This window comes from Streptomyces sp. CB02414, from assembly GCF_001905385.1.
Taxonomy (GTDB): Bacteria; Actinomycetota; Actinomycetes; order Streptomycetales; family Streptomycetaceae; genus Streptomyces.
The window spans coordinates 536,288-560,819 of the sequence record NZ_LIPF01000003.1 but is presented as its reverse complement, the minus strand read 5'-3'; the positions used below and the strand labels follow the sequence as shown (position 1 = coordinate 560,819).

Annotated in this window: 19 protein-coding genes; 5 read left to right on the top strand and 14 right to left on the bottom strand. The window is 69.1% G+C overall.

The window, feature by feature from the left end; genetic code table 11:
- The first annotated feature begins 678 nt into the window (after nucleotides 1-678).
- Entirely contained in the window at nucleotides 679-1,893 is a 1,215-nt protein-coding gene (locus AMK11_RS13585) for a helix-turn-helix domain-containing protein (protein WP_073726625.1), read from the top strand.
- A gap of 283 nt (nucleotides 1,894-2,176) precedes the next feature.
- Here the strand turns inward: AMK11_RS13585 and AMK11_RS39210 are convergent, their stop codons facing one another.
- The 12 genes from AMK11_RS39210 to ssd form a co-directional block, all read right to left on the bottom strand.
- Nucleotides 2,177-2,401: an HNH endonuclease gene (locus AMK11_RS39210; RefSeq protein WP_073726623.1), complete on the bottom strand. Its 225-nt coding sequence runs from the start codon at nucleotides 2,399-2,401 to the stop codon at nucleotides 2,177-2,179.
- An 843-nt stretch (nucleotides 2,402-3,244) separates the two neighbouring features.
- Nucleotides 3,245-4,873, bottom strand: coding sequence for an HK97 family phage prohead protease (locus AMK11_RS37945; protein WP_073726621.1), 1,629 nt, complete (start codon nucleotides 4,871-4,873; stop codon nucleotides 3,245-3,247).
- A 136-nt stretch (nucleotides 4,874-5,009) separates the two neighbouring features.
- Nucleotides 5,010-5,312 carry a hypothetical protein gene (locus AMK11_RS37810; protein WP_143194577.1) on the bottom strand — a complete coding sequence of 101 codons (303 nt, stop codon included), beginning with the start codon at nucleotides 5,310-5,312 and terminating at the stop codon, nucleotides 5,010-5,012.
- Nucleotides 5,309-5,551, bottom strand: coding sequence for a hypothetical protein (locus AMK11_RS37805; RefSeq protein ID WP_143194576.1), 243 nt, complete (start codon nucleotides 5,549-5,551; stop codon nucleotides 5,309-5,311). The genes AMK11_RS37810 and AMK11_RS37805 overlap by 4 nt, the downstream gene beginning before the upstream one ends.
- Before the next feature lie 397 nt (nucleotides 5,552-5,948).
- Complete coding sequence (locus AMK11_RS37800) at nucleotides 5,949-6,443, bottom strand: hypothetical protein (protein ID WP_143194575.1); 495 nt, start codon at nucleotides 6,441-6,443, stop codon at nucleotides 5,949-5,951.
- Nucleotides 6,443-6,694 carry a hypothetical protein gene (locus AMK11_RS13570; protein ID WP_073726619.1) on the bottom strand — a complete coding sequence of 84 codons (252 nt, stop codon included), beginning with the start codon at nucleotides 6,692-6,694 and terminating at the stop codon, nucleotides 6,443-6,445. The genes AMK11_RS37800 and AMK11_RS13570 overlap by 1 nt, the downstream gene beginning before the upstream one ends.
- 951 nt (nucleotides 6,695-7,645) lie before the next feature.
- Nucleotides 7,646-7,825 carry a hypothetical protein gene (locus tag AMK11_RS38480; protein ID WP_241846963.1) on the bottom strand — a complete coding sequence of 60 codons (180 nt, stop codon included), beginning with the start codon at nucleotides 7,823-7,825 and terminating at the stop codon, nucleotides 7,646-7,648.
- Nucleotides 7,822-9,399 (bottom strand): recombinase family protein, encoded by a 1,578-nt coding sequence (locus AMK11_RS13565; RefSeq protein WP_241846962.1) that lies wholly within the window; start codon nucleotides 9,397-9,399, stop codon nucleotides 7,822-7,824. The genes AMK11_RS38480 and AMK11_RS13565 overlap by 4 nt, the downstream gene beginning before the upstream one ends.
- 325 nt (nucleotides 9,400-9,724) lie before the next feature.
- The gene (locus tag AMK11_RS13560; RefSeq protein WP_073726617.1) at nucleotides 9,725-10,522 is read right to left on the bottom strand and encodes a type II secretion system F family protein; all 798 of its coding nucleotides are present in this window, start codon (nucleotides 10,520-10,522) and stop codon (nucleotides 9,725-9,727) included.
- Complete coding sequence (locus AMK11_RS13555) at nucleotides 10,519-11,397, bottom strand: type II secretion system F family protein (protein WP_073726615.1); 879 nt, start codon at nucleotides 11,395-11,397, stop codon at nucleotides 10,519-10,521. The genes AMK11_RS13560 and AMK11_RS13555 overlap by 4 nt, the downstream gene beginning before the upstream one ends.
- Nucleotides 11,381-12,562, bottom strand: coding sequence for a TadA family conjugal transfer-associated ATPase (locus tag AMK11_RS13550; RefSeq protein WP_073726613.1), 1,182 nt, complete (start codon nucleotides 12,560-12,562; stop codon nucleotides 11,381-11,383). Before AMK11_RS13550 ends, AMK11_RS13555 begins: the two co-directional genes overlap by 17 nt.
- Before the next feature lie 470 nt (nucleotides 12,563-13,032).
- Nucleotides 13,033-14,205: a septum site-determining protein Ssd gene (gene ssd, locus AMK11_RS13545; RefSeq protein WP_073726611.1), complete on the bottom strand. Its 1,173-nt coding sequence runs from the start codon at nucleotides 14,203-14,205 to the stop codon at nucleotides 13,033-13,035.
- A gap of 608 nt (nucleotides 14,206-14,813) precedes the next feature.
- On the opposite strand from ssd, the gene AMK11_RS13540 reads away from it, so the two are divergent.
- Nucleotides 14,814-15,674 carry an HAD family hydrolase gene (locus tag AMK11_RS13540; protein ID WP_198941350.1) on the top strand — a complete coding sequence of 287 codons (861 nt, stop codon included), beginning with the start codon at nucleotides 14,814-14,816 and terminating at the stop codon, nucleotides 15,672-15,674.
- A 327-nt stretch (nucleotides 15,675-16,001) separates the two neighbouring features.
- On the opposite strand, the gene AMK11_RS13535 is transcribed toward AMK11_RS13540, so the two are convergent.
- Nucleotides 16,002-16,826, bottom strand: a complete 825-nt coding sequence (locus AMK11_RS13535) for an oxidoreductase (protein ID WP_073726609.1) — start codon at nucleotides 16,824-16,826, stop codon at nucleotides 16,002-16,004.
- A 111-nt stretch (nucleotides 16,827-16,937) separates the two neighbouring features.
- Between AMK11_RS13535 and AMK11_RS13530 the strand changes: the two genes are divergently transcribed.
- Nucleotides 16,938-17,918: an ATP-binding protein gene (locus AMK11_RS13530; RefSeq protein ID WP_073726608.1), complete on the top strand. Its 981-nt coding sequence runs from the start codon at nucleotides 16,938-16,940 to the stop codon at nucleotides 17,916-17,918.
- Between the two features lie 59 nt (nucleotides 17,919-17,977).
- Here the strand turns inward: AMK11_RS13530 and AMK11_RS13525 are convergent, their stop codons facing one another.
- Nucleotides 17,978-19,261 (bottom strand): polysaccharide deacetylase family protein, encoded by a 1,284-nt coding sequence (locus AMK11_RS13525; protein ID WP_073726607.1) that lies wholly within the window; start codon nucleotides 19,259-19,261, stop codon nucleotides 17,978-17,980.
- A gap of 336 nt (nucleotides 19,262-19,597) precedes the next feature.
- Here AMK11_RS13525 and AMK11_RS13520 point away from each other — a divergent pair, with 336 nt between their 5' ends.
- Nucleotides 19,598-22,156, top strand: coding sequence for a SulP family inorganic anion transporter (locus tag AMK11_RS13520; RefSeq protein ID WP_073726606.1), 2,559 nt, complete (start codon nucleotides 19,598-19,600; stop codon nucleotides 22,154-22,156).
- A 216-nt stretch (nucleotides 22,157-22,372) separates the two neighbouring features.
- A complete protein-coding gene (gene acs, locus AMK11_RS13515) occupies nucleotides 22,373-24,328 on the top strand; it encodes an acetate--CoA ligase (RefSeq protein WP_073726844.1) in 1,956 nt (651 codons plus the stop codon).
- Nucleotides 24,329-24,532 lie beyond the last annotated feature (204 nt).

The window sequence follows — 24,532 nt, the reverse complement described above, 5'->3', positions numbered from 1 at the left end:
GCCGGTCGGCGGGTGCCGGTTCTCTCACCCAATCCTGATGCCCGAATTGCTTGTGAACGCGCATGGCGGAAAGCGTGGCCAACCCGAGCGCCAAATCGTCCGTGCGATTGGCCGCAACGATGTTCCCGCGCAGCGCCGCACACACCACGCAGGACGACGGATCAACCGGCCCCCGCCGGGGTTCACGTAGCCACCTATCAACGTCCCGCATTCGCCGTCTCCCGCCGTCGGCGAACACACGCCGTGCAGTCCGGATAGAGCGGACACGGAGGCAGCGAGCCAGCCGCGAACGCGATCACGCCGGACCGGTCATCGAGCTTTCCGCCGTACGCCAGCCACCACGGGCCGTCAGCGTCCGTCTCCGCGCCGTTCGGCCGTTCGGAGTCCCTATCCGTGCCCATCGATCCCGTGTCCCTTCGGGTGCCGTCTCAAGAGGACGTTGCAGTCGGCAACCGTCGTCCAGTCGTGGCCAGCGCGCGCACGGTCCCGAACGTCGGCAAGCTCGGCGCAACCGGCGCACCCTTCAACCGGCGTCGGCTCTAACTCCACTTGCCGGAGCGGGAGTTGTACCGGCGCGCTCGGGTATCTCCTCGGTTCCGTCATGCGCCCCAGCGTCCGCCCGAAGTGGATCTAGGACTAGCGGCCCCTTGTAGGCCAACTGTCGGCCAGACTGGACTTATGAGCAGCGCAATCGGGGCCAACATCCGACGCCTTCGCGAAGAGCGCGGGTGGAGTCAGGCACGCCTAGCGCGCGAAGTGTGTGGGGCAGCGCGGGTGCAGGGTGAACCGGTCGGGCGGCAGGAGGTGAGCCGCTGGGAAACCGGCAAGCGCACGCCCCGAGAATGGCTGCCGTTCATCGCTGCCGCTTTCGGCGTTCCCGTAGACGCGCTGAAAACGCCACAGAAGCCCGCTGAGCCCCCGTTGCCGACACTGGGCGACTTCCTGCCCGACGACGACCCGCTAGCGCCCCTCAGCGCCCGCACGGGGCGACGTATCGGCATTGGGCAAGTGGGCGACCTTCGACAGCGCGTACACGGGCTCAGACTCGCCGACGACGTGTTAGCGGGTGGCGACCTGATCCGCCCGGCACTCCGGGAACTTCGCTCCGCCGTGAAGCTGTATCGGGAAGGCGTGCACACTGCCGACGTCGGGCGTCAACTCTTGCTCCAAATCGGGGAGTTGGCGCAGATCGCCGGATGGATTGCAAGCGACGCCGGGCAGCACGACGAAGCGGAGCGTATTTACCGGCTGGGCATAAGCGCCGCACGGCAGGCGGAAGACCACACCCTTGCCGGGAACATTGCCGGGTCACTCGCCTACCAATTCAGCAACACAGGACGCGAAGCCGAAGGGCTCACGCTCGCCCAGGCGGCATTCAACGACGCGCGGGCCGAAGCGCCCCCGAAAGCCCGCGCGCTGTACCTGGACCGTGTCGCCTGGGCGCACACGAAAGCCGGGGGCGTCGAGCACGGGCAGGGGGCAATGCGCGCACTGGGGGAAGCTGGGCAGGCACTCAGCGAAGACAGCGAAGGCACAGAATCACCCGACTACCTGTATTGGGTGGACGCTGGCGAACTTCGTGTCATGGAATCGCGCGTCTACACGGAGCTTCACCGCCCGTTGCGCGCTGTGCCGTTGCTCCGGGAAGTGCTCAGCGAATACGACGCCACGCACACACGCGAAATGGCGCTGTACCTGTCATGGCTCGCCGTCGCCCTTGCTGACGCCAATGAGCCGGAAGAAGCGGCGGCAGTGGCAGAACGGGTGATCAGCATTTCCGCCGACGTCGCTTCGGAACGCACAGCGGAACGGGTGCGCGTCGTGCTCGCCCGACTGAAGGACTTTGCCGACGTTCCCGAAGTCGCGTCCCTACTTGCAGACCACGCCGCGTGAACGCACAGAAGCCCCGTAGGCGACCCAGGATTGATCCCAGGCGCGTACGGGGCTTCGTAGCGGTGCAGGGCGGTTAGAAGAACATGGGGAACGGCTAGCGTCCATTAGAGACCCCTTAGCGCCCCACTAACTCACGCATTCTTTCGCGTCAGAATGACGATAACCGTTGGGGTTACTGGCCTCTACAGCTTTGGGGGGCCGGGGTCCGGCGTCACACCTAGCGTGCGTTTTCCGTGCTGGGACCGGGGTCGGAAAAGGGCCTTCAGCTCAACTTCGGAGCCGCTTACCCCTCCCGTCGCTGCCTTCGAGTCTTCGCCTTGTGGCAGACGTCGTGACAAAGCAATTGCACATTGGCGTCAAGGTCGCGTCCGCCCTTGAATAGCGGCGTGATGTGGTCGACTGCAAGTTCAGCGGCCAGGAAATCACGGCCACATCCATTGCAGCGCCCAGCCCCAGCCTTATTCAGTCGCTTGCGCCAACGTGACTGTGCGCCATCGCCGGAAGCCATTCGCTCTCGCCGTCTCGCGGTGCTCTTCGCATTCCGCTGGGCTTCCTTCGCAGAGTGGTGCAGTCGGCAACGACCGGCGGTTACTGCCCAGTCCCGGCAGTCAAGGCAACGGGTGCGCATACGAGGGACACCCCCTTCCTGATTGGTAGTCAGGTAGAGGAAGGCCCCCCCTACCCCGTTTGCGGGACCTAATCGCCAGGAACACCCCCCTATGGGTGCTGACCTGGGTTTATGGCCCAGCCGGCGAGCGGCCAAATTCGCAAATGAGAAAGGGGCCTGACATGTGGTCAGGCCCCAATCAATCTACTCACGTGAGTAGGTTGGTTACCCGCGCCGTTCGTGCACGTCGAGCACCATTACCGCGCTGCGTTCCTTCGGCTCCGCTGCACGCGCCAATGCCACGCATGCAGCGAAAGAGAGAACGCGCACGCTATGTAGGTCGGCGCAGTCGTCACACGAAACCGTCATTCCGCCGGGCATACGCGCGACACCCGCACCCTTCGGATTACCCCAGGTATCGCACAGCGCACAGCGAATTGGATTCTGTACGGCGAGCCGTGCGCCGAAATCGATTAGTTCCGTGTCGCTGCGCATTCGAGCGTCAGCCACTCTTTCGCGGAAACTCGTAAGCTGCCCGCCAACTGTCCGAAGGGGGTTGCGCATCTGTCGCCAATCCTTCCACCCGGGTATTCGCCCAACTCTTGCACCATGCACACCAGTAACCGTCAACGGTGACCGGCGCTTTCGGAAACCAGCGGCGTAGGTGGGAGACGTTGAAGGTGCGAACGAACCCTTCACCAATCTCACCACCGTTGCACACGATCGCCGTTGCGCACTTCGGCACTACGCACCCGCCGAACGGCTCAGCGGACCCGTATTGAACGCCTGCGCCTGAGCCTCAGCGTCGCTCAGCTTCGGGGCGGAGAATGCGAATTCGGTAGCCGAAACACCCGAAGTCCGCGCGGCCCGGTAGGCGGAAAGCTTCTCTTCGTCGGCAATGGCGTTCATAACCTGCACGTCCGGCGTCTCAGTGTCGCCGTAGGCGAGAAGGTTCGGAGTGCCCGGCGTCAGCGTGCCGGAAACGGTCTGCACAGCACCCACAGACTGAACGAAGGCGCCCACAGCGTAAGCCGTCGCGCGGAACGCTGCCTGAGCCGTCTTGAAGCCCTGGGGCAGGGTCTCAGAAACAGAGACGTTCACCTTACGGTTCAGCGCAACGAAGATGTGCGAAGCGTCCGCCGCGATTGCCGTATTGGCAGGAAGGTAGTTGCTGACAATCGGCTGAAGCTTGTAAACGCCGTTCGGCCAGTCAGCGGCTCCAATCTCGTCACGAAGGCTCTTCGCTGCAAGCGGGTCGACCCACAGAACGTTCGCTTGCCCGCCTTCGTCCTCAATCCGCCCAATCGCAGCGCTGATATCGGCGACGGCAACGGAAGCCCCAGCAAGCGCGGTAACGACCGACTGTTCGAGCACTCCGGTAATCTTTCGCGGATCGCTGACGTTGTTTGGGTTGCTCGCCCCGTTCAACATGGTCCGGTCGATAGCGCGGGCAATGGACGTGCCCAACGACTTGTTGATACCGGCGGCAAGGTCCGGGCGGACGTCCTGAATGAATTCGAGCGACGCATACCGGAGCGCGCCGAACTTGCCCGCAAGCTGAGTACGGCCGGTAATGGACGTCTCAGGCTGGGGAAGTGCCATGCCGGGAACGACGAAGGCGCCTTCGCCGGAATCCACAGCGGGCATAAGGAACTTGTACCCGTCGAAGGGGAGTTTGTTGTCATCCGGCAGCGCGCTCAGGAACGTACTACGCGGCCCAATCAGTTCGCGCCACAGCGCATCAACGTTGGTCGCCGTCCAGGTGGACACGTCGTCAATGCTGCGGCGATTCACGGGCAGGAAACCGGCGCCAGTGTTGATGGGGGCAGTAGCGGACATGGAGCGTATCTCTTTCTCGTAAGCGGCAATCGCGCGGGCAGACGGCGTGCCAGTGGTGGGGTAGGCCGGATTCACAACCGGACCCAGCTCGAAAACGGTCATCGACGTGATTTCCCGGATAGGCAATCCATCCGGCGCTTTCTCGTCGGCCACACGCTGACCGCCCGCGTTCACACGGAATGTGAAGGAGCTACCGGCAAGGTCGCCCCGCGCGGCAAGCTCAGCAACGTCATTGCCGGTCGTCGTGTCCGGCAGGGCGACGCTGTAGCGAATTCCGTAGGTGTCTCGGCTCAGCTTCAGCGTGCCGGAGGAAACCCGCCCTAGAAGCTGATCCGTGTTGTGCCCGAACGTGGCAATCACGTCGGCCCCGCCGTCCGCCGGGTCCCACGCATCCGGAAGAATCCGTTCCCGGAAGCCGCCCAGGTCGTGACTCAGTTCGTTGAAGCGGATTGCGTATCCGCTGAGTGTGCGGGTCCCCCCGGCACTGCGGTAATTCACGCCGTGTGGCGCGCTCCGCGTTTGAATGTCGACCATATGGCCAAACTCCCTTAGTAGAAGTGGGCGCTGTGAATCCTGGGAAGGGCGCGGAGCGACGAAACCCCGTGCCTAACCCACAATCCACAGCGGGTTACCTACTCACGTGAGTAGGTTGAGTGCGCCCTTGTGGCGCTCAGTCCATTGCGCCGACGGGAATTGCGCTCGGCGGGACGAGACTGTTTGTGAAAAGCGGTCGCCTTGTGCCGCGCATGGTCAGCCCCAGGATTACGACTGAGCCGTTGTGCGAAACGGCAAGGTGATATCCGGCGGCCCGAACCAACGGAATGACGTCGTTTCCTTGCGGGTGCGGCATTCCGTGCCTGGCCGACCATCCGCCCAGGCAGCGCATAAACATGTCAAACCAAAGGCACTGTTCGGCGTCGTCTGCCGTTTCGCTGCGTAGGAAGTCCCACACCTGATCGCGGAGTTCACTCATGGGTTTTCCCGCCCGATCGGCAGAAGAGTTGCCCCGGATATGAGCCAATCACCACGGTCGCCAACCACGAAGGAAACTCCGGCAGCTTCTAGGGCGTCCATGAATTCGTCGTCATCCGGAAAGTCGTATCCGTTGGCACGGCACCACCCGTGAAAGACACGAAGCGTCAGTTCGTAGGGGGTGCGTCTTGTGCGCGACGGAGTGAGCTTCGCGGCAATGAAGTCTTCAGCGGCGGTCATCGAGCACCCGCAATATCGCGCATAGCGGCAGCGGCACCCGCAGCGTCCGGAATGACGTTGTCCGGCGCCTCAGCGGGCAGAAGGGTGATTCCGAGAACCTGGGGCTTACCGTCGGCCCGGAGTCCGATACGCGAACCACGCTGCCGCACAACGTCTTCAAGCGCTCCGGCCTCAATGAATGGCCCGCCATGCTCACGCGCCCAGCGGAAACACACGCCCCGCAGCACGTACAGGGGCACGCTCTTACCGGGAACGGTGCGGCGGTCGAGGAATTCGTGAATGGTAGGGATCATGATGTTGCCCTTCGAGTGCAGGAATAGCGAAGGCGCACAGCGTGAATTGCCGTGCGCCTTCAAAGGAAAATTGGGGGGTCGAAGCCGGCCTGTGACCTAAGCCACTAATTCGAGCGGAGCTTTACACCGCTCAACGAAACGCCCGCCGACGTACGTTTCTGAGTCGCGCCATGGCGTACCAAAGCCGCCTTGAACGTGTTTCGCGTCATCACTTCCCGTGACGAAATTTGTTCTTCGCGGCAGAAGTCGAGATACGTTGCGTACGCGTCGCGGAGCAATACTGAGCCGTCCGGGTCTACAGCGAAGCAATCCGCGAACCAATGCCGTTCCGTGAACGTGTTGACGTACCGGACGACAACCGGAGGCCATTCACCCGCGTACGTTTCGTAATCGTGTGCATGGCGGGCGCAGAACGGCCAATAGTCGGTCGGCTTGTCGCTGTAACGGCGGAACTGCGGATCAACGATGGCAGTAGCCGTGTTGTCGACCACCCAGCGGGAAGCCTTGTCGGAGCAATGGACGCAACGGAAGTCGGTCACTGGCCCGTAATGAGCTTCAACGGCCTTCAGCGCGTCCGCGTAACCCGTGTGCGTAATCATCAGGCACCCGCCTTCAGCGCGCGCTGTGCGCGATAGAAAGCCGTCTTGCAGCGCGGAGCACAGAAGCGGCGCGGTCGACCCTTACCGCTGTAGGCGACGTCCTTGCCGCACAGCTCACACTCGGCACACTCGCGCATCTCTTCGGCTTCGTCCCGCGCGTTCATGGCGTCGAGCCGGGCGCCCGCTTGCGAATCAACGCAATCGTCGTTGCGGTCGTTTTCGTCGCACGTGCTCTTCGTCTTCGACGTCATGACGATTCGTTCGCCGCAAAGATTGCAGGTGCCGAACGCGGGAAGGCCGAGCTTCTGACGCTCCGTCTCCCAGCGGGCAATGCGCCACGCTGAGGAACGGCAGGCAGCGGAGCAGTAGCGCTCTTGGTTATCGCCCAACCGGCCGCCGCAACGGGCACATTGGGTCGTGTGAAGGTCGTAAGGGAGGTGAGGCACGGCCAGGCTCTTTTCGTAGTCGCAGATACGAAGAAAGCCCCCAGGCGTGGGAGTCACCCGCAGCGCTGCGACACGCTGAAGGATTCTCGACCACGCCCAGGGGCTTTAGTCGTGCACGCATTGGCCCGGAGTGTGGCCAGTCCCAGCGTGCGGGGGAGTCATGAGGGCGGGAAGTGGCTAAGCACTGTCGCAGTCCCGCAGTAGGGCGCCGTAAAGCGCCTCTATCTATATGAAGGGAGTCGGCAACCTGGTCCGGCAGCGCCTACAGCGAAGGGGTGCCGTCGTCGCTGGGGTGTTCCTAAACGTCCCCTTCCGAACTCTCGCCCCTAGTCCTTTGGAAAACTCATTGGGATATTGATAAAGAGTTTGGGTCACTGAGATAAGGAACATCCCAGGTCAGAAGCCGTTACGGCCTTGTGGCGCTGTGATGCTGTGTGCCGTTCGAAACGTCATTTAGAAACAGTCGCGTACATGACAACATGATTCCGTCACAGGTTCTCGTGACCGGCATCACATCACTCGGTATTGGCGGCGCCCCGTGCCCGCTGTTCCGTCACGCCGGAATCCGGCTCGACCACGCTGCCGAAGCGCACCCCGCGAAACGCACTGAGCGCCCGTCTCCGCCCCGCTGAGCGCTCCGCCGTCCGCCGATAGCTCCGCGCCCCTCACAGCGCCGTACGTGAGCACAGAGAAGCGCCCCGGCTCCACTGTGGGGAACCGGGGCGCTGTGTGCCGTTCTCAGGGGCGTACGGGTCGCTAGGCGCCCAGGGCTTCGGGGTGTCCCTGAAGGGCGCTCAGAAGCGACTCCAGCCGCTCTACTTTCTGCCGGGTCAACACGGTGCGGTCGCCCTTGTGCTGACGCCGGTAAAGGACGTCAAGCCGGACCGTCGTGTAACGGATCTCCGCTGCCAGGAACCGGCGCTCTTCGTCGCTCATGCGGAAAGCTCCACTTCAGCGATAGCGGCAAGCTCCGCCGCAGCGTCCGAGTAGAAGTCGGCGTTGATTGTGAAGCGAGAACGGTGAGCAGGCTTCTTCGGCTCAAGCCGGTTGACTACGAATCGTGCCCCAGCATCAGTGAGCATGTCCCGCCGTGCCGTTACGCCAGCGCTTGCCCATTCGTCGGCGTAGGTGCGATCCGTCGCGACGACTTCGCGCTTCGGCTCGACCTTTTCTCGTGACTCCAGTTCAGCCAATCGCGAGTCAAGAGCGTCTGCCCGTCGCTGCCATGCGTCGCGCGCTGCCTGACTCCGCTGCCTGCCTTCCTGCTTTTGGTGCTCTTCGTACTCCGCCAGCGTGGCGGCAATCTCCGGAGCCGGGTCGTATCCGGCGGTCACCTTGATTTCCGTTACGCGCAGTCCGCCCACAGCGGCAAGGAACTTTTCCTCGACCCGGGATTCTGCCCAATCCATGCGGACGTTTACGGGGCGCTCGCATTGCTGCCCGCGTGACGAGTAGCCGCACTTGTAGGTTCCCTTTTGAAGGTCGGCGTATACGCGTCCCCCACACGAAGCGCAGAAGATCACGCCCAGCAAGAGCGCCTTACTGTCCTTCCGGGGCGTTTGCTTCGTCTTGCGCGAGTCCAACAGGGAGCCGATTGCGTCGAATTCCTCGCGAGTCAGAATCGGCTCAGTGGTCGACATGACCGGCGCGCCGTTGCTGTCACGCACCGGGTTTCCGTCGTGCGTCTTCCAGCCCAGTAGCGCATAGCTGCGCATGAGTCGGGAAAGCATGGCGGGGCGCCATGAGAACTTTTCGCGGCTCACGTTCTTGCCCTTTGTGGCGCCGGTCTTCCCGCCGGTCTTCCGCCCCTGGCGAAGACTCCAGTGGTCACGCGGACTGGGCACGCCTTCCGCGTTCAGCTCCGTCGATACGGTGCTAGCGGTCTTTCCGGCGAATAGGTCGCGCATGATGCGCTCAATGACCTTCACGGCTTTCGGGTCTTGGACAAGGGTCCATCCGCCCGTTTCGAGTTCCTGCGGCATGTACCCGTACGGCGGACGGGCGCCCCGCCAACGAAGCTCCATCGTGCGCATTGCTGCCTGAGCGCCGTTGACTCGTTCGCGGATTGCCTGAGCTTCCATCTCTGCGGCGAAGGCAAAGACCATCACCAAAAGGTGGGTGATCGGGTCCAGCGGATTACGGAAGTCGAGCACGAGCCGTCCGCCCGGACCTTCCGCAAACACGATCATTTTGCGGTGCGCCTTCGCCCATTCGGCCAGTGCGAATACGTCGGCCATGCTGCGCACGAGCCGGTCAAATCGCCAGCAGACAAGCGCGTCCCAGTCAGCGGGGCGTTCAAGCCATGCGCCAAGTTCCGGACGCTCGAAGGGAGTTGTCTTGGATGCGGACACGCCCAGGTCGACGGCTTCCCGTTCGGGCGAAAGCTCGATGCCCAGGGCACGGGCGGCTTCTTCGTTCGCTGCGCGCTGCCGTTCCGGGCTTGTCGTCTCGTCCGTGAGGACGCTGAGGCGTAGGACGCTGAGGCCACGCAGGGGGGTGTGGTCGTTCATGCCTGCGCTGAAGGTCGTCGGCGACGCGACGGCGCTGACCTGCAAGTTTGGTGCCACTGGGGCCACTCCCGAAGGTGGGTGAGTTGGCACCCTTCGGATACTCGGACGTGACCATTCCCGCGTCCCGCGGCGCAGCGGCCCGCCTGCGCCGCGCCGGCCACATCGCACACATCAGGGCACTCAGCCGCGCCCGTACCACCTGATACATCACAACCCCCGTGAGGTTCTTTCCCGTTGTTCGCTTGCTGCTTGTTCGCTTGCTGCTTGTTCGCTCACTGGTCCATCGGTCCGTCATGCGCCGGCCCGCGCCGGCCCGCCCCTCCCGTCAGCCACCACCTCCCCCGTCTCCCAGCACCCCGCCCGCGAGCCCGATCACCACCGGCAGTACGCCCACGGCGATGAACGCGGGCAGAAAGCACAGCCCCACCGGCGCGGTGACCATGACGGCCGCCCGGCGGGCCCGTGCCGTCGAGGTGCGGGCCCAGTCGGTACGGGCCTGGACGGCCAGCCGGGCGACGGGGCCGGCCGCGGGAAGCCCGGCCACGTCGGCCCGTTCCAGCAGCCGCGCCAGGGGAGCGGCGCCCGGAAGCGCGGCGAGTGCCCGCCAGGCACCGCCCGGCTCACCGCCGAGCCGCACCTCCGCCGCACCACGGCCCAGCGCGTCCCCCACGGGCCCGCCGAGGGCCTCGCCCACCGCGTGGGCCGCGGTCACCGGTCCGGCACCGGCCGCGACGCACGCCGCCAGCAGGTCGGCCGCCAGCGGCAGTTGGCGAGCGGCCTCGGCGGCGCGGCTCTGTTCCTCGGCCGTGCCGTCGGCCGCCCGCCGGGCGCGCAGGCGCCACAGCACCACCGCGCCCACCAAACCCGCCACCAGACCGGTGACGCCCCCGACCAGGGCCCAGCCGGCCCCTACCGCGGCCACCAACGGCAGCCGGTCACGCACCGCGCCCAGCAGCTCGGCGCGTCCTGGGCCCGGGCGCACCGCCGGCGGGGCCAGGAGCACGGCGAGCCGTCTGCGCGCGGTCCGCGCCCTCCGCGAGGCCGCGCATCCGTGGGCCAGCCAGCCGGCGATCAGCACCGCCCCCATCACCGCCCCCAGCCTGTGGACAACGTCCCCGGTCACGACGCCGCCTCCGCCTTGCGCACGATCCGCGCCACCCACCACACGCCCAGGCCCTCCAGGGCCCCGCCGGCCAGCAGACAGCCCAGCCCGGCTCCGGTGTGCAGCAGCACGTGCAGCGGGTCGGACCCGAGGGCGGCGCCGAGCAGGAGGCCGAAGACCGGCAGACCGGCGAGCATCACGGCCGTGGCCCGCGCGCCCGCCAACTGGGCCCGCAGGTCGGCGCGCTGGTCCCGTTCGGCACGCAGGGCGCCCTCGAGCCGGTCGAGACCGGCCGCCAGTCCGGCGCCCTGGTCGGCGGCGACCCGCCAGCACGCCGCGAGGCCCCGCAACCCCTCCGCCCCCGGTTGCCGCGCCGCCGCCGTGAGGGCCCCCGGCACATCCCCGCCGAAGCGTGCCGCCGCCAGCACGGCGGCCTGCCCGTCGCCGAGCCCTCCGGAGTCGTGCGCGGCGCACAGCAGCGCCTCGCCCGGCTGCCGTCCCGCCCGCACCTCCCCGGCGAGCGACCCGCACAGGGCGATCACCGCGTCCCGCCGGCCCTCCCGGGCCCGGCTCTCCCGGCCGGCGAGGCGTGTGCGCCGCAGCAACGGCACCCCGGCCGCCCCCGCGACGGCCGGCAGCACCGAGTCGCCCAGCACGGCCAGCACCAGCCCGGCCACCGGCGCCCACCACTCGGGCCTCAGCCGGCCACGGACACGCAGTACCACGTCCGCCGGCCGACGCCCCGGTGGCGGCGGCCCGGTGCCGGCCGTCACGCCGCCGGCACACACCAGCCGCGCGCGCCGCACTCCGGCGTGCCATCCGCTCCCCGTCAGCCAGGCCGCCGCCCCGAGGCATCCCAGGGCGACGCCCGTCGACAGCTCACCCGTCACCGTCACCGGTACTCCTCCGATCCAGGTACTCGCGCCCGAGCCCGTCTCCGCGCAGCAACTCCCGCAACCGCTCCCACCCGCGCTCGGCCGCGAAGGCCTCCGGCTCCCACCGCAACGCCGGCACCGTCCGCACCAGCCCGGACGGGTCGCGCTCCAGTACGTGCACCTCGGCGATCCGGCGCCGTCCCGCCCGGTCCCGGACCAGGTGCAGAACCACCGAGAGAGCCGCCGCCAACTGGCTGTGCAGGGCCGCGCGGTCCAGCCCTGCGGCCGTACCCAGGGCTTCGAGCCGGGCCGGTACGTCGGCGGCGGCGTTGGCGTGCACCGTCCCGCAGCCGCTGTGGCCGGTGTTCAGCGCCGCCAGGAGATGGGCCACCTCGGGGCCGCGCACCTCGCCGACGACCAGCCGGTCCGGTCGCATGCGCAGCGCCTGCCGCACCAGGTCTTCCAAGGTGACCAGGCCCGCGGCCTCCTGGTTGGCGGGTCTGGTCTCCAGGTGGACGACGTGCGGATGGTCGGGCCGCAGCTCCGCCGAGTCCTCGGCCAGCACGATGCGCTCGTCCGGCCGGACCAGGCCAAGCAGCGCGCTCAGCAGCGTCGTCTTGCCGCTGCCGGTGCCGCCGCTGACGAGGAAGGACAGCCGTGCCCGCAGCAGCGCGCGCAGCACGCGGTCACCGCCGGGCGGCACGGTGCCGGCGGCCGCGAGTTCGTCGAGCGTGAACGCACGCGGCCGTACCACCCGGAGCGACAGGCAGGTGCAGCCGACGGCGACCGGGGGCAGCACCGCGTGCAGCCGGGTGCCGTCGGGCAGCCGTGCGTCCACCCAGGGCCGGGCGTCGTCCAGCCTGCGCCCGGCGACCGTGGCGAGGCGCTGCGCGAGCCGCCGCACCGCACCGGCGTCCGGGAAGGAGACCGACGTCAGCTCCAGGCCGCCGCCCCGGTCCACCCAGACCCGGTCCGGGGCGGACACCAGTACGTCGGTCACCGACGGGTCGGCGAGCAGTGGTTCCAGTGGCCCACTGCCGACGAGCTCCGAACGCAGCTGTCCGGCGGCCGCGAGGATCTCGGCGTCGCCGAGCACCCGCCCCTGCTGCCGCAGGGCCTGCGCCACACGCGCGGGCGTCGGCTCCGCCCCGCTCTCGGCGAGCCACCGCCGCACTCCGTCGAGCATCCCGGGAGCCGGGCCGGGAACGGAGCCCACGGGGGCGACGACTGCCGGCACCCCTTCGGCGGCCGTCCCCGGGGCCCGCCCTGCACGCAGGCCGAAGGCAAGCCCCGAAGCCGGCCCCGGCACCACTTCCGCTCCCGCTTCCCCTCCTGGAGCAAGTCCTGAGACCGTCCCCCGAAACCGCACCCCAGCGACCCCGGGAGTCACCCCTGGAGACCGCCCCCCGACGGCTCCCGGGACCGCCGCCTGAGACCGCCGCCCAGCAACCCCCGGAGTCACCCCCTGGGGCCACCCCGAGCCGAGCCCGGCGGTCCGGCCCTCGGCCGCCTCCCGCCCAGCCCGTACTCCGACCGTCGTCCCCACAGCCGCCCGCGAGACCGGCACGACCCCAGGGGCCGCCCGGACGGCCCAGCCCGGCACACCGCCCCGCCCGTTCGGCCGCCGCACCGCCCTCTCACGCCCCGCTGACGCCTTCACGCCGCCCCACCCCCCGTCTCCACCAACGCCCGCTCCCAGAACGCCCGGCAGAAGCGCGCCAGCGGTCCGCGGGCGGACGAGCCGGGAGGACGCTTGCCGTCGGTGGCGCGCAGGAGGCCGGACTCGACGGGCACCTCGCCGGCCAGCGGCAGTCCGAGCAGCCGGGCCACCTCGCGGTCGTCGAGGCCCGAGTCGTACGGTCCCCGTGTCACGACGCGCAGATCGCGCAGCACCATGCCGACCGCGGCCGCCACCCGGCCGGCCGCCGCGACGGCCCGCAGCTCGGCCGGGACGACGAGAAGCCCGACGTCGAGCTGGGCGAGGACCTCGGCGACGCCGTCGTCGATCCGGCGCGGCAGGTCCACGACGACCGTGCCGCCCCTGCGCCGGGCCGCGGCGAGCACGGCGCGTACGGCCTGGGACGGCACCGTGACGCAGTCGCCGCGGTCCCAGCTGAGCACCCGAAGTGAATGCAGCTCGGGCAGCGACTCCTCCAGGGCGCCGCCGCCGACCCGGCCGCGCGAGGCCGCGAACGCGGGCCACCTCAGACCCTCGGCCGTCTCGCCGCCGAGGAGGACGTCGAGGCCGCCGCCCAGCGGATCCGCGTCCACCAGGAGGCTGCGCAGCCCCTCTCGCGCGGAGGTGACGGCGAGCGCGCAGGCCAGGGTGGACGCCCCGGCCCCTCCCCGGCCGCCGATGACGCCCACGGTGAGGGCGGGCCGGCCGACGCCCTCGGCGACGTCGGCGATGCGGTCGACGAGCCACTGTTCGCCGTCGGGGAGCACCAGGACGTGGTCGGCGCCGATCTCGACGGCCCGCTGCCACACTCCGGGATCGTCCTGATCCCGGCTCACCAGGACCACACCCCGTCTCCTCACGGCCCCGCGCACGCGCCGCGCGGCGTCGTCGCCGACGAGGACGAGTGGCGCGGCCTCCCAGCCGCCCGGCCACCGGGCCCCGGCAGGCCCCGAAGTCCCCAACGTGCCCGTGGTGCCCGTGGACGCCGCGGGCGTCGCGGGCACCGAGTGGTGCACCTCCGGTGTCGCGCCGGCCGCCGCGCACAGGCGCAGCAGATCGTCGAGGAGATCGGTGTCCTCGGTGACGATCAGGGGTCCGCTCTGCCCCCCTCCGGCGGAGTGCGGCGGGTCATGGGTGATGGTCCCGGTCATGGTCTGCGTCCCCCTTCACCGCGGCTTCGGGCCGCGGCCGGTGTCCCGTAACTCGCGCGGCCCCTGCGACCCCGCGTTTCCGGCCGGCCGGAGAACCGGTTGAGAACCGATGGAGAACCGGCCGGCCATACGCGTCCGGCAAAGGGAACCGGCCATGGAACTCGGCGCGGCCCGGACGCGTGGGAATCACGGTGCAGTGATCCGGGAAATCGTGTGGATCTTGGTCAAAAACTGTGGACAACTCGATGGATGTGAATATCGCCGTCACTCAAACCGGTGAGGCCCGCCCCGCAGCGCTCCTCCCCGTGTGCGACGTCCGCAGAGCAGTCCGACGACTACGTTCCGTAGCCAATCATGCCCATGACAAACCATTCCCTCCGACCCCGCCACGACACGGGCTCCGGGTCGGCCGGAGGGAGAAAACCCGTCCGGACATGCGACGACCCCCGCCGGGGGGGAGAGCGGGGGTCGTCTCCACGGCCGACTCGGGGGGGGAGGAGTCGGGCCGGGTTAGCACGGTCGCGAACGATCCGTGACTTCCATGGTGTACCCGAGAGGCCTCTCAGGCAAACCCACGCGCCCCACCTTACGCCGAATGGGCTGCGCCTATGCTCGGGGTCGTGGAAAACCACTCCTCGCCCCACTCCATGGCGCACTCCTTGCCCCGCACGGCGGCCTTCTTCGACCTGGACAAGACGGTCATTGCGAAGTCCAGCACACTCACGTTCAGCAAGTCGTTCTACCAAGGCGGGCTGATCAACCGCAGGGCCGTGCTGCGTACCGCATATGCCCAGTTCGTCTTCCTCGCGGGCGGCGCCGACCACGACCAGATGGAGCGGATGCGCAAGTACCTCTCCGCCCTCTGCCGGGGCTGGGACGTCCGGCTGGTCAAGGAGCTCGTCGCCGAGACCCTGCACGACCTGATCGACCCGATCATCTACGACGAGGCCGCCTCCCTGATCGAGGAGCACCACACCGCCGGCCGCGACGTCGTGATCGTCTCCACGTCGGGCGCCGAGGTCGTCGAACCCATCGGTGAGCTCCTCGGCGCGGACCGGGTGGTGGCGACCCGCATGGTCGTCGGCGACGACGGCCGCTTCACCGGGGAGGTGGAGTACTACGCGTACGGGCCCACCAAGGCGGAGGCGATCCGCGAGCTGGCCGAGTCCGAGGGGTACGACCTGAGCCGCTGCTACGCCTACAGTGACTCGGCGACCGACCTGCCGATGCTCGAGTCCGTCGGCCACCCCCACGCGGTGAACCCGGACCGGGCGCTGCGCCGGGAGGCTCTCGCGCGCGAGTGGCCGATCCTCGACTTCCACCGCCCGGTACGCCTGAAGCAGCGCATCCGGGGGCTCTCCGTACCGCCGCGCCCCGCTCTGGTCGCCGCGGCCGCGATAGGCGCCGCGGCGGCCACCGCGGGCCTCGTCTGGTACGCGAGCCGGCGGCGGTCCGCGACGGCGGCCTGACCTCTCTCCCGGCCCGCCCTTTCACCCGCGTATGAGTGCAAATGTAAAGAAGTGCGGCCGGCACTTCCGCTTGCTCCGGCGCAGGAGTACAAAGGATTCAACGGCCCGCGAGACCAAGGACATCCGAAAGGATCACCTTAAGAAACGCATTTGGCCCCACGGACCGAGCATGGACATCGAGCACCCACGCGACGTCGACCCGTCGATTACGGGCCAGCCGCACCAGGTGACGGGCAAAGCTCCCGACCTGATGGGCAACATATCGAGGACGCTTGGTAACCCGGTGGTCATGCCAGCGGCGGTACGAATCCTCGTACCGCCGCATCTTCACGCCGCCCCGCGCTGCAGCGCCTCGCACACCGCCGTCGACTCGCGCGCGCCCAGCTCGACCGCCCGGCCGCAGTGCGCGATCCAGGCGGCCATGCCCTCCGGCGTCCCGGACACGTAACCGTCGAGCGCCGCCAGGTAGGCCGCGCGGCCCAGCTCGGCGTGGCCGACCTCGGCGGCGCAGACCGACTTCGGGTCGAGACCGCTGCCGACCAGGACGATTCGCTCGGCCGCGCGCGCGACCAGGCCGTTGTGCGAGGTGAAGGGCCGCAGCGCCAGCAGCTCGCCGTGCACGACGGCCGCCGTCACCAGCGCCGGCGCGGCACCGCCCGCCATGACCAGCCCGGCCAGTCCCTCCAGCCGCCCGTGCGCCTCCCGGGCGCCCGGCAGTGGCAGCTCGACGAGGGGTTCCTCCACCGGCTCGCCCTCCTGGCGGGGCCGTCCCACCCGGCCGTCCTTGTCCGCCGCCGCCACCAGGTGCAGCCGGGCCAGCACCCGCAGCGGCGACTGGCGCCAGATGGACAGCAGCTGTCCCGCCTCGGCGGTCAGCCGCAGGGCCGCGCCCACGGCACGCGCCTCGTCGTCGACGCTGAAGTCACTGCGCCGGCGCACCTCCTCCAGGGCCCAGTCCGCTCCGGACAGCGCCGCCGAGCCCCGGGCGCCGCGCAGTGCCGCCTCCGAGGTGATCGCGTTGCTGCGGCGCCGCATGATCCGGTGGCCGTAGACCCGGTCCACGGCCTTGCGGACGGACTCCACGGACTCGGCCACGCCGGGCAGTTCGCCCAGGGCCGCGAGCGGGTCGGCGGTCGCGCCTGTCGTACTCATGAGTACGACATTACGCACCCCTGGGCCCCGCCCCACGAATGAGTGGTCTTCTTCACGTGCGCCCGGACCTCCGCGTCACGCACAGCCAGAGCGGCACTACGCTTGGTGAACATGAAAATTGCTTTCGTCGGAAAGGGCGGCAGCGGCAAGACCACCCTGTCCTCCCTTTTCATCCGCCATCTCGCCGCCACCGGTGCGCCCGTCGTCGCCGTCGACGCCGACATCAACCAGCACCTGGGCGCCGCGCTGGGCCTCGACGAGACGGAGGCCGCAGGACTGCCCGCGATGGGCGAGCACCTGCCGCTGATCAAGGAGCATCTGCGCGGTACCAACCCGCGGATCGCCTCCACGGGGACGATGATCAAGACCACCCCGCCCGGCGAGGGCTCGCGCCTGCTGCGGGTGTGCGAGGACAATCCGGTCTACGACGCCTGCGCCCGGCCGGTGGAACTCGACGCCGGGGCCGTCCGTTTGATGGTCACCGGGCCTTTCACGGAGGCCGACCTCGGAGTCGCCTGCTACCACTCCAAGACGGGCGCGGTGGAGCTGTGCCTGAACCACCTGGTCGACGGCCGTGACGAGTACGTCGTGGTCGACATGACCGCCGGCTCGGACTCGTTCGCCTCCGGCATGTTCACCCGCTTCGACATCACGTTCCTCGTCGCCGAGCCGACCCGGAAGGGAGTCTCCGTCTACCGCCAGTACAAGGAGTACGCCCGCGACTTCGGCGTCACCCTCAAGGTCGTCGGCAACAAGGTACAGGGGCCGGACGACCTCGACTTCCTCCGCGAAGAGGCCGGGGACGACCTGTTGACGACCGTCGGCCACTCGGACTGGGTGCGCGCCATGGAGAAGGGCCGCCCGCCCCGGTTCGAGCTCCTGGAGGAGGCCAACCACCGCGCGCTGCGTACGCTGCGCACGGCCGCCGACGCGACGTACGAGTCGCGGGACTGGGAGCGGTACACCCGCCAGATGGTCCACTTCCACCTGAAGAACGCCCGCAGCTGGGGCAACGAACGCACCGGGGCCGACCTGGCGGCGCAGGTCGACCCCGGCTTCGTGCTCGGCGAGACGGTCGCCGCCCCGGCGTGACACCGGCGCCCGGCAGGGTGAGCGCTTGAGCCACGCGTACGTCCGCGCCCGCCCGACGGCTACTGCTTGGCGGCAGGGGCGCCGGGCACGCCCTTCGGAGCCGGCGCGGGCTGGGCCGACAGGAAGGACGCCCAGCTCTTCTTCGGCGCCTCGCCGACGCCCAGGGTGCGCAGCTTCTTCAACACCTTCGGGTCCTGGGCGTCCAGCCAGTCCACGAGCTGCCGGAAGGAGACGCAGCGCACCTCGTCCTTGGTGCACACCGTCTCGATGACCTCCTCGACGGCGCGCATGTAGGTGCCGCCGTTCCAGGACTCGAAGTGGTTGCCGATGATCAGGGGTGCGCGGTTGCCGTCGTAGGCCCGCTGGAAGCCCTGGAGCAGGCCGTCGCGCATCTGGTCGCCCCACAACTCGTGCTTGGCCGGATCGCCCTGGGTGGTGGTGCCCGACTGGTTGACCATGAAGTTGTAGTCCATGGTGAGCTGCTCGAAGGTGTGCCCGGGGAAGGGCACGAGCTGCATCGACAGGTCCCACAGGCCCTGCTTCTTCTCCGGCCACACCTGGTTGTTCACGCCGCTGCTGTCGTAGCGGAAGCCCATGTCACTGGCGGCCTTCACGAAGTTCTCCTGGCCCTCCAGGCAGGGAGTGCGGGCGCCGATCAGCTCCTTGTCGTAGTCGAAGGGCAGCGGCGCCGCGTTCTTCATCCCGGTGTTGGTCTTCCAGGTCTTCACGAACTGCTTGGCCTGCCTGATCTCCTCTTTCCACTCCTCGACGGACCACTCGCCGACCCCGCCTCCGGGGCCGCAGAAGTGTCCGTTGAAGTGGGTACCGATCTCGTTGCCCTCCAGCCACGCCAGCCGCAGTTGCTTGACGGTGTCGGCGATGCCCTGCTCGTCGTTGAAGCCGATGTCCGAGCGGCCCGGGGAATGCTGCGGCGGCCGGTACAGGTCCCGCTTCTCCTTGGGCAGCATGTACACGCCGCTCAGGAAGTACGTCATCGTCGCGTCGTTCTCCTTGGCCACTTCACGGAAGTGGGAGAACAGCTTCTGACTGTCCTCGCCCGCGCCGTCCCAGGAGAACACCACGAACTGCGGCGGCTTCTGGCCGGGCTTCAGGCGCTCGGGCCGGGGCAGATGCGGCTGGGCCCCGGTGTACGCGGTGGAACCGTCGCCGATCAGCCGGACCGCGTTCTTGGGCGCCGGCGCCGCTTTCCCCTTCTCCTTCTCCGGACCCTGCGTCCCTTCACCGGAACCGGTACCGCTGCCGATCGCGCAACCGGCGAGCGACGCGGCGCACACCGCGGCGGCGACCACGGTGCGCGCGGCGATCCTGTGGGTGGCGGCCATGTTCCGCCCACCTTCTTCCTTCTCTCGGGCCAACGCCGACGACGGCGATGTCGGATGAATCGCGTGCTGAGCCGCTGAGCCGGGGACGTGGCATCAGCGCCGTCAAGGTGGCACGAATGCGAGAGGGAATTAGTACGACAAGCCGATGAAATGTATTGATTCACTCACTTGAGCGGTGCATTACTCCATTTGCGCGAAAAGTCTATGCCTCGTCTTTACTCTGAATTACGATCTATTTACTGAGCGCAATCGCCAGCGCGTTCACCAGCGCTCATCACGCACGCACCGAGCGTCCGCCGGGCGCTCGGCATCCCGCCGCTGTAGGAGACGGGAAACATGTCGTCCTGCGTCCCCGCCCGCGCCGATTCGGCCCGGACCGAGCACATCCACCCACCGCACAGTCCGCCGCCCGGCGGCTCCCGGCGCTTCCGCGTCACGGGCGCCGACGTGTCGGCCTCGATCGCGGTCTTCCTGATCGCCCTGCCCCTCTCCCTGGGCATCGCCCTCGCCACCGGCGCCCCCCTCCAGGCCGGCCTCGTCGCCGCCGCGGTGGGCGGGATCGTCGTCGGACGGCTCGGCGGCTGCCCCCTCCAGGTCAGCGGGCCCGCCGCCGGGCTCACCGTGGTCACCGCCGACCTCATCCAGCAGTACGGATGGCGCACGACCTGCGCCATCACCGTGCTCGCCGGCATCGCCCAACTCGGCCTCGGCTGCCTGCGCGTGGCACGCTCCGCGCTCGCCGTGAGCCCCGCCATCGTGCACGGCATGCTCGCCGGCATCGGCGTCACCATCGCCGTCGCCCAGTTGCACATCGTCCTCGGCGGCACCCCGCAGAGCTCCGTGCCGGACAACCTGCTCGCGCTGCCCGCCCAGTTGGCGAACCTGCGCCCCGCCGACGTGGCGGCGAGCGTCCTGACGCTGACCCTGCTGCTGCTCTGGCCGCGCGTCCCCGGCCGGGCCGGCCGGCTGCTGGGCAAGCTCCCCGCCGCCCTCATCGCCGTCGCCGGCGCCACCGCGGTCGCGGCGCTGGCCGGGCTCCGCCTGCCCAAGGTGGACCTGCCCTCCTGGAGCAGCCACGCCCTGGCGACGCTGCCCGACGGACCGGTCCTCGGCCTGCTCGCCGCCGTGCTCACGACCACGCTGGTGTGCAGTGTGCAGTCGCTGCTCGGCGCGGTCGCCGTGGACAAGCTGGTCGCCGCCCGGCCGGGCCTGACCGGCCGGGTCAAGCGTTCCGACCTCGACCGCGAGCTGCTCGGCCAGGGCGCCGGCAACATCCTCTCCGGCTCGCTCGGCGGACTGCCCATCGCCGGTGTGGCCGTACGCAGCACAGCGAACGTGTCCGCCGGCGCCGTCAGCCGGAACTCCACGATGCTGCACGGCCTTCTCGTACTGATCGCCACGCTGCTGCTGGTCCCGGCCCTGGAGCTGATCCCGCTCGCCTCGCTCGCCGCCCTGGTCATGGCCGTCGGCCTGAAGATGGTGTCGCTGAACCACATCCGGACGGTGACCCGCCACCGCGAGGTGCTGGTCTACGCCGTCACCACCGGCGGCGTGGTGTTCTTCGGCGTCCTGGAGGGCGTCGCGCTGGGCATCGCCGTGGCCGTCGGCGTCGCCCTGCACCGGCTGACCCGCACCCGGATCAGGCACGTCGAGACGGCAGGGGTCCACCATGTGCACGTGCGGGGCCAGTTGACGTTCCTCGCGGTGCCGCGGCTCAGCCGGGTCCTGCACCAGGTGCCCCAGGGCTCGGACACCGTCGTGGAGCTGGACGGGTCGTTCATGGACCACGCGGCGTACGAAACCTTGCAGGACTGGCAGAAGACACACACCGCGCAGGGCGGCCGCGTCGACATCACCGGCCGCCGCCCGGGCACCCGCATCTCCGAGCCGGCCGACACGGACGGCTGCCGCTGCCGCCCCTGGACCCCCTGGCGCAACCACCAGTGCGAGCCCTCGCAGCCGACGCCCCCGCCCGGCACCGACCGGCGGGACGGGACCTCCGCGGACGCCGACACCGCACCCGCTCCCGGCGGATCGCGCGGACAGGGCGGGGACGGCCCACAGAGCAGAGGGAGCGTACGGAGCGGGGAAGGCGCACGGAGCACGGCGGACGGGCACGGACCCGACCGGACCGTCGCACCGGGCGGACACACCGGCACCACCGGCCCGGTCGTCGCGGGCACCCCCGGCGGACTCAGCGGACGTGAGCTGGCGCGTGGCATCAGCGCGTTCCAGCGCAACACCGCGCCCTTGGTGCGCGGCGAGCTGGCCCGGCTGGCCCGTGAGGGACAGCAACCCTCCCAGCTCTTCCTGACCTGCGCCGACTCGCGGGTGGTCACCTCGATGATCACCTCCAGCGGTCCCGGTGACCTCTTCGTCGTGCGCAATGTGGGCAATCTCGTCCCGCTGCCCGGCGAGGAGAGCGGCGACGACTCGGTGGCCGCCGCGATCGAGTACGCGGTGGACGTGCTGAAGGTGCGGTCCATCACCGTGTGCGGGCACTCCGGGTGCGGGGCCATGCAGGCGCTGCTCAGCACCGATACGGGCGGTGCGCAGACGCCGCTCAAGCGCTGGCTGCGGCACGGACTGCCGAGTCTGGAGCGGCTCCCCGGAGCGCCGGGAGGCCCGTCCGAGGACGCCGGGGCCCGGCCCCTGCTGGCCGGACGCCCGCCCGCCGACGCGGCCGAGCGGCTCTGCCTGGCCAACGTGGTCCAGCAGCTGGAGCACCTGCGGGCCCACGACGCGGTGGCCCGGGCCCTGGGAACCGGGGACCTGGAGCTGCACGGCATGTACTTCCACGTGGGCGAGGCCCAGGCGTACCTGCTCTCCCCGGACCCGGGCGACGCCGGGGACGGCGTGTTCGAGCTGGTCCTGGAGACCGACCTGACCGCCTGAACGGCACAAGGGTCGAGGCGCGGGAGTGTGAGCGTCGTTACAGACGCTGAACCCCGCGCCTTCGGCGTCCGTGGGTACTGATGACCACTGGCCACGAGGACAGCGGCCCGCCGCACAGGTCTAAACCAGTTGCCCGTCGACCCTTGTCATCGGCCCCCCGGGTCTGATGAGCTGTGGCCTGGGACACAACGGACAACCCTGAGAATGGGAGATGTCGTGAGCAACGAATCCTTGGCCAACCTGCTCAAGGAAGAGCGCAGGTTCGCGCCCCCCGCCGACCTGGCCGCGAACGCCAACGTCACGGCGGAGGCGTACGAACAGGCCAAGGCCGACCGGCTCGGCTTCTGGGCCGAGCAGGCCCGCCGGCTGACCTGGGCCGAGGAGCCGACCGAGACCCTCGACTGGTCGAACCCGCCGTTCGCCAAGTGGTTCAAGGACGGCAAGCTCAACGTCGCCTACAACTGCGTCGACCGCCACGTCGAGGCCGGCAACGGCGACCGCGTCGCCATCCACTTCGAGGGCGAGCCCGGCGACAGCCGCGCCATCACCTACGCCCAGCTCAAGGACGAGGTCTCCAAGGCCGCCAACGCCCTGCTGGAGCTCGGCGTGCAGAAGGGCGACCGGGTCGCCGTCTACATGCCGATGATCCCGGAGACGGCGATCGCGATGCTGGCCTGCGCCCGGATCGGCGCCGCCCACTCGGTGGTCTTCGGCGGCTTCTCCTCCGACGCCCTCGCGACCCGCATCCAGGACGCCGACGCCAAGGTCGTCATCACCTCGGACGGCGGCTACCGGCGCGGCAAGCCGTCCGCCCTCAAGCCCGCCGTCGACGAGGCGGCCGAGCGCGCCGGCACCGTGGAGCACGTTCTCGTCGTACGCCGCACCGGCCAGGAAGTGGCGTGGGACGACTCCCGCGACAAGTGGTGGCACGAGACGGTCGACCGGCAGTCCGCCGAGCACACGCCGGAGGCGTTCGACGCCGAGCACCCGCTGTTCATCCTGTACACGTCCGGTACGACGGGCAAGCCGAAGGGCATCCTGCACACCTCCGGCGGCTACCTCACGCAGACCGCGTACACGCACTGGGCCGTCTTCGACCTGAAGCCGGAGACCGACGTCTACTGGTGCACCGCCGACGTCGGCTGGGTCACCGGCCACTCGTACATCGTCTACGGCCCGCTCGCCAACGGCGCGACGCAGGTCATGTACGAGGGCACCCCGGACACCCCGCACCAGGGCCGGTTCTGGGAGATCGTGCAGAAGTACAAGGTCTCCGTCCTCTACACCGCGCCCACCGCGATCCGGACGTTCATGAAGTGGGGCGACGACATCCCCGCGAAGTTCGACCTGTCCTCGCTGCGGGTCCTCGGCTCGGTCGGTGAGCCGATCAACCCCGAGGCGTGGATCTGGTATCGCAAGAACATCGGCGCGGACGCCACCCCGGTCGTGGACACCTGGTGGCAGACCGAGACCGGCGCCATGATGATCACGCCGCTGCCGGGCGTCACCCACGCCAAGCCCGGCTCGGCCCAGCGCCCGCTGCCCGGCATCGCGGCCACCGTCGTGGACGACGAGGCCAACGAGGTGCCGAACGGCGGGGGCGGCTACCTGGTCCTCACCGAGCCCTGGCCGTCGATGCTGCGCACCATCTGGGGCGACGACCAGCGCTTCATCGACACGTACTGGTCGCGTTTCGAGGGCAAGTACTTCGCCGGCGACGGGGCCAAGAAGGACGAGGACGGCGACATCTGGCTGCTGGGCCGCGTCGACGACGTGATGCTGGTCTCCGGCCACAACATCTCCACCACCGAGGTCGAGTCGGCCCTCGTCTCCCACCCGTCGGTCGCCGAGGCGGCCGTGGTCGGCGCGGCCGACGAGACCACCGGGCAGGCCATCGTGGCCTTCGTGATCCTGCGCGGTGCGGCGGCGGAGTCCGAGGACCTCGTCACCGAACTGCGCAACCACGTCGGTGCCACACTCGGCCCGATCGCCAAGCCCAAGCGCATCCTGCCGGTGGGCGAGCTCCCCAAGACCCGCTCCGGCAAGATCATGCGCCGCCTGCTGCGCGACGTCGCGGAGAACCGTCAGGTCGGCGACGTCACCACGCTGGCGGACTCCACCGTGATGGACCTCATCCAGTCGAAGCTCCCCGCGGCACCCAGCGAGGACTGAGACGCCCACGCGAAGGGCACCCGGCGCACGCCCGGCCGGGTGCCCTTTTCATGCGCTTCGTCCGGTTACGTACCGTCACGAAGGTCACCCGGCAGCACCACGGCAGTTTAGGTAGGCTAAGGAACGCGTAAGAAGCTCAACAAGATCCTCATGGTGTGCCGGGAAGTCTGGTCGGCAAGCGTGTCCGTGCTGCCCAAAGACCGG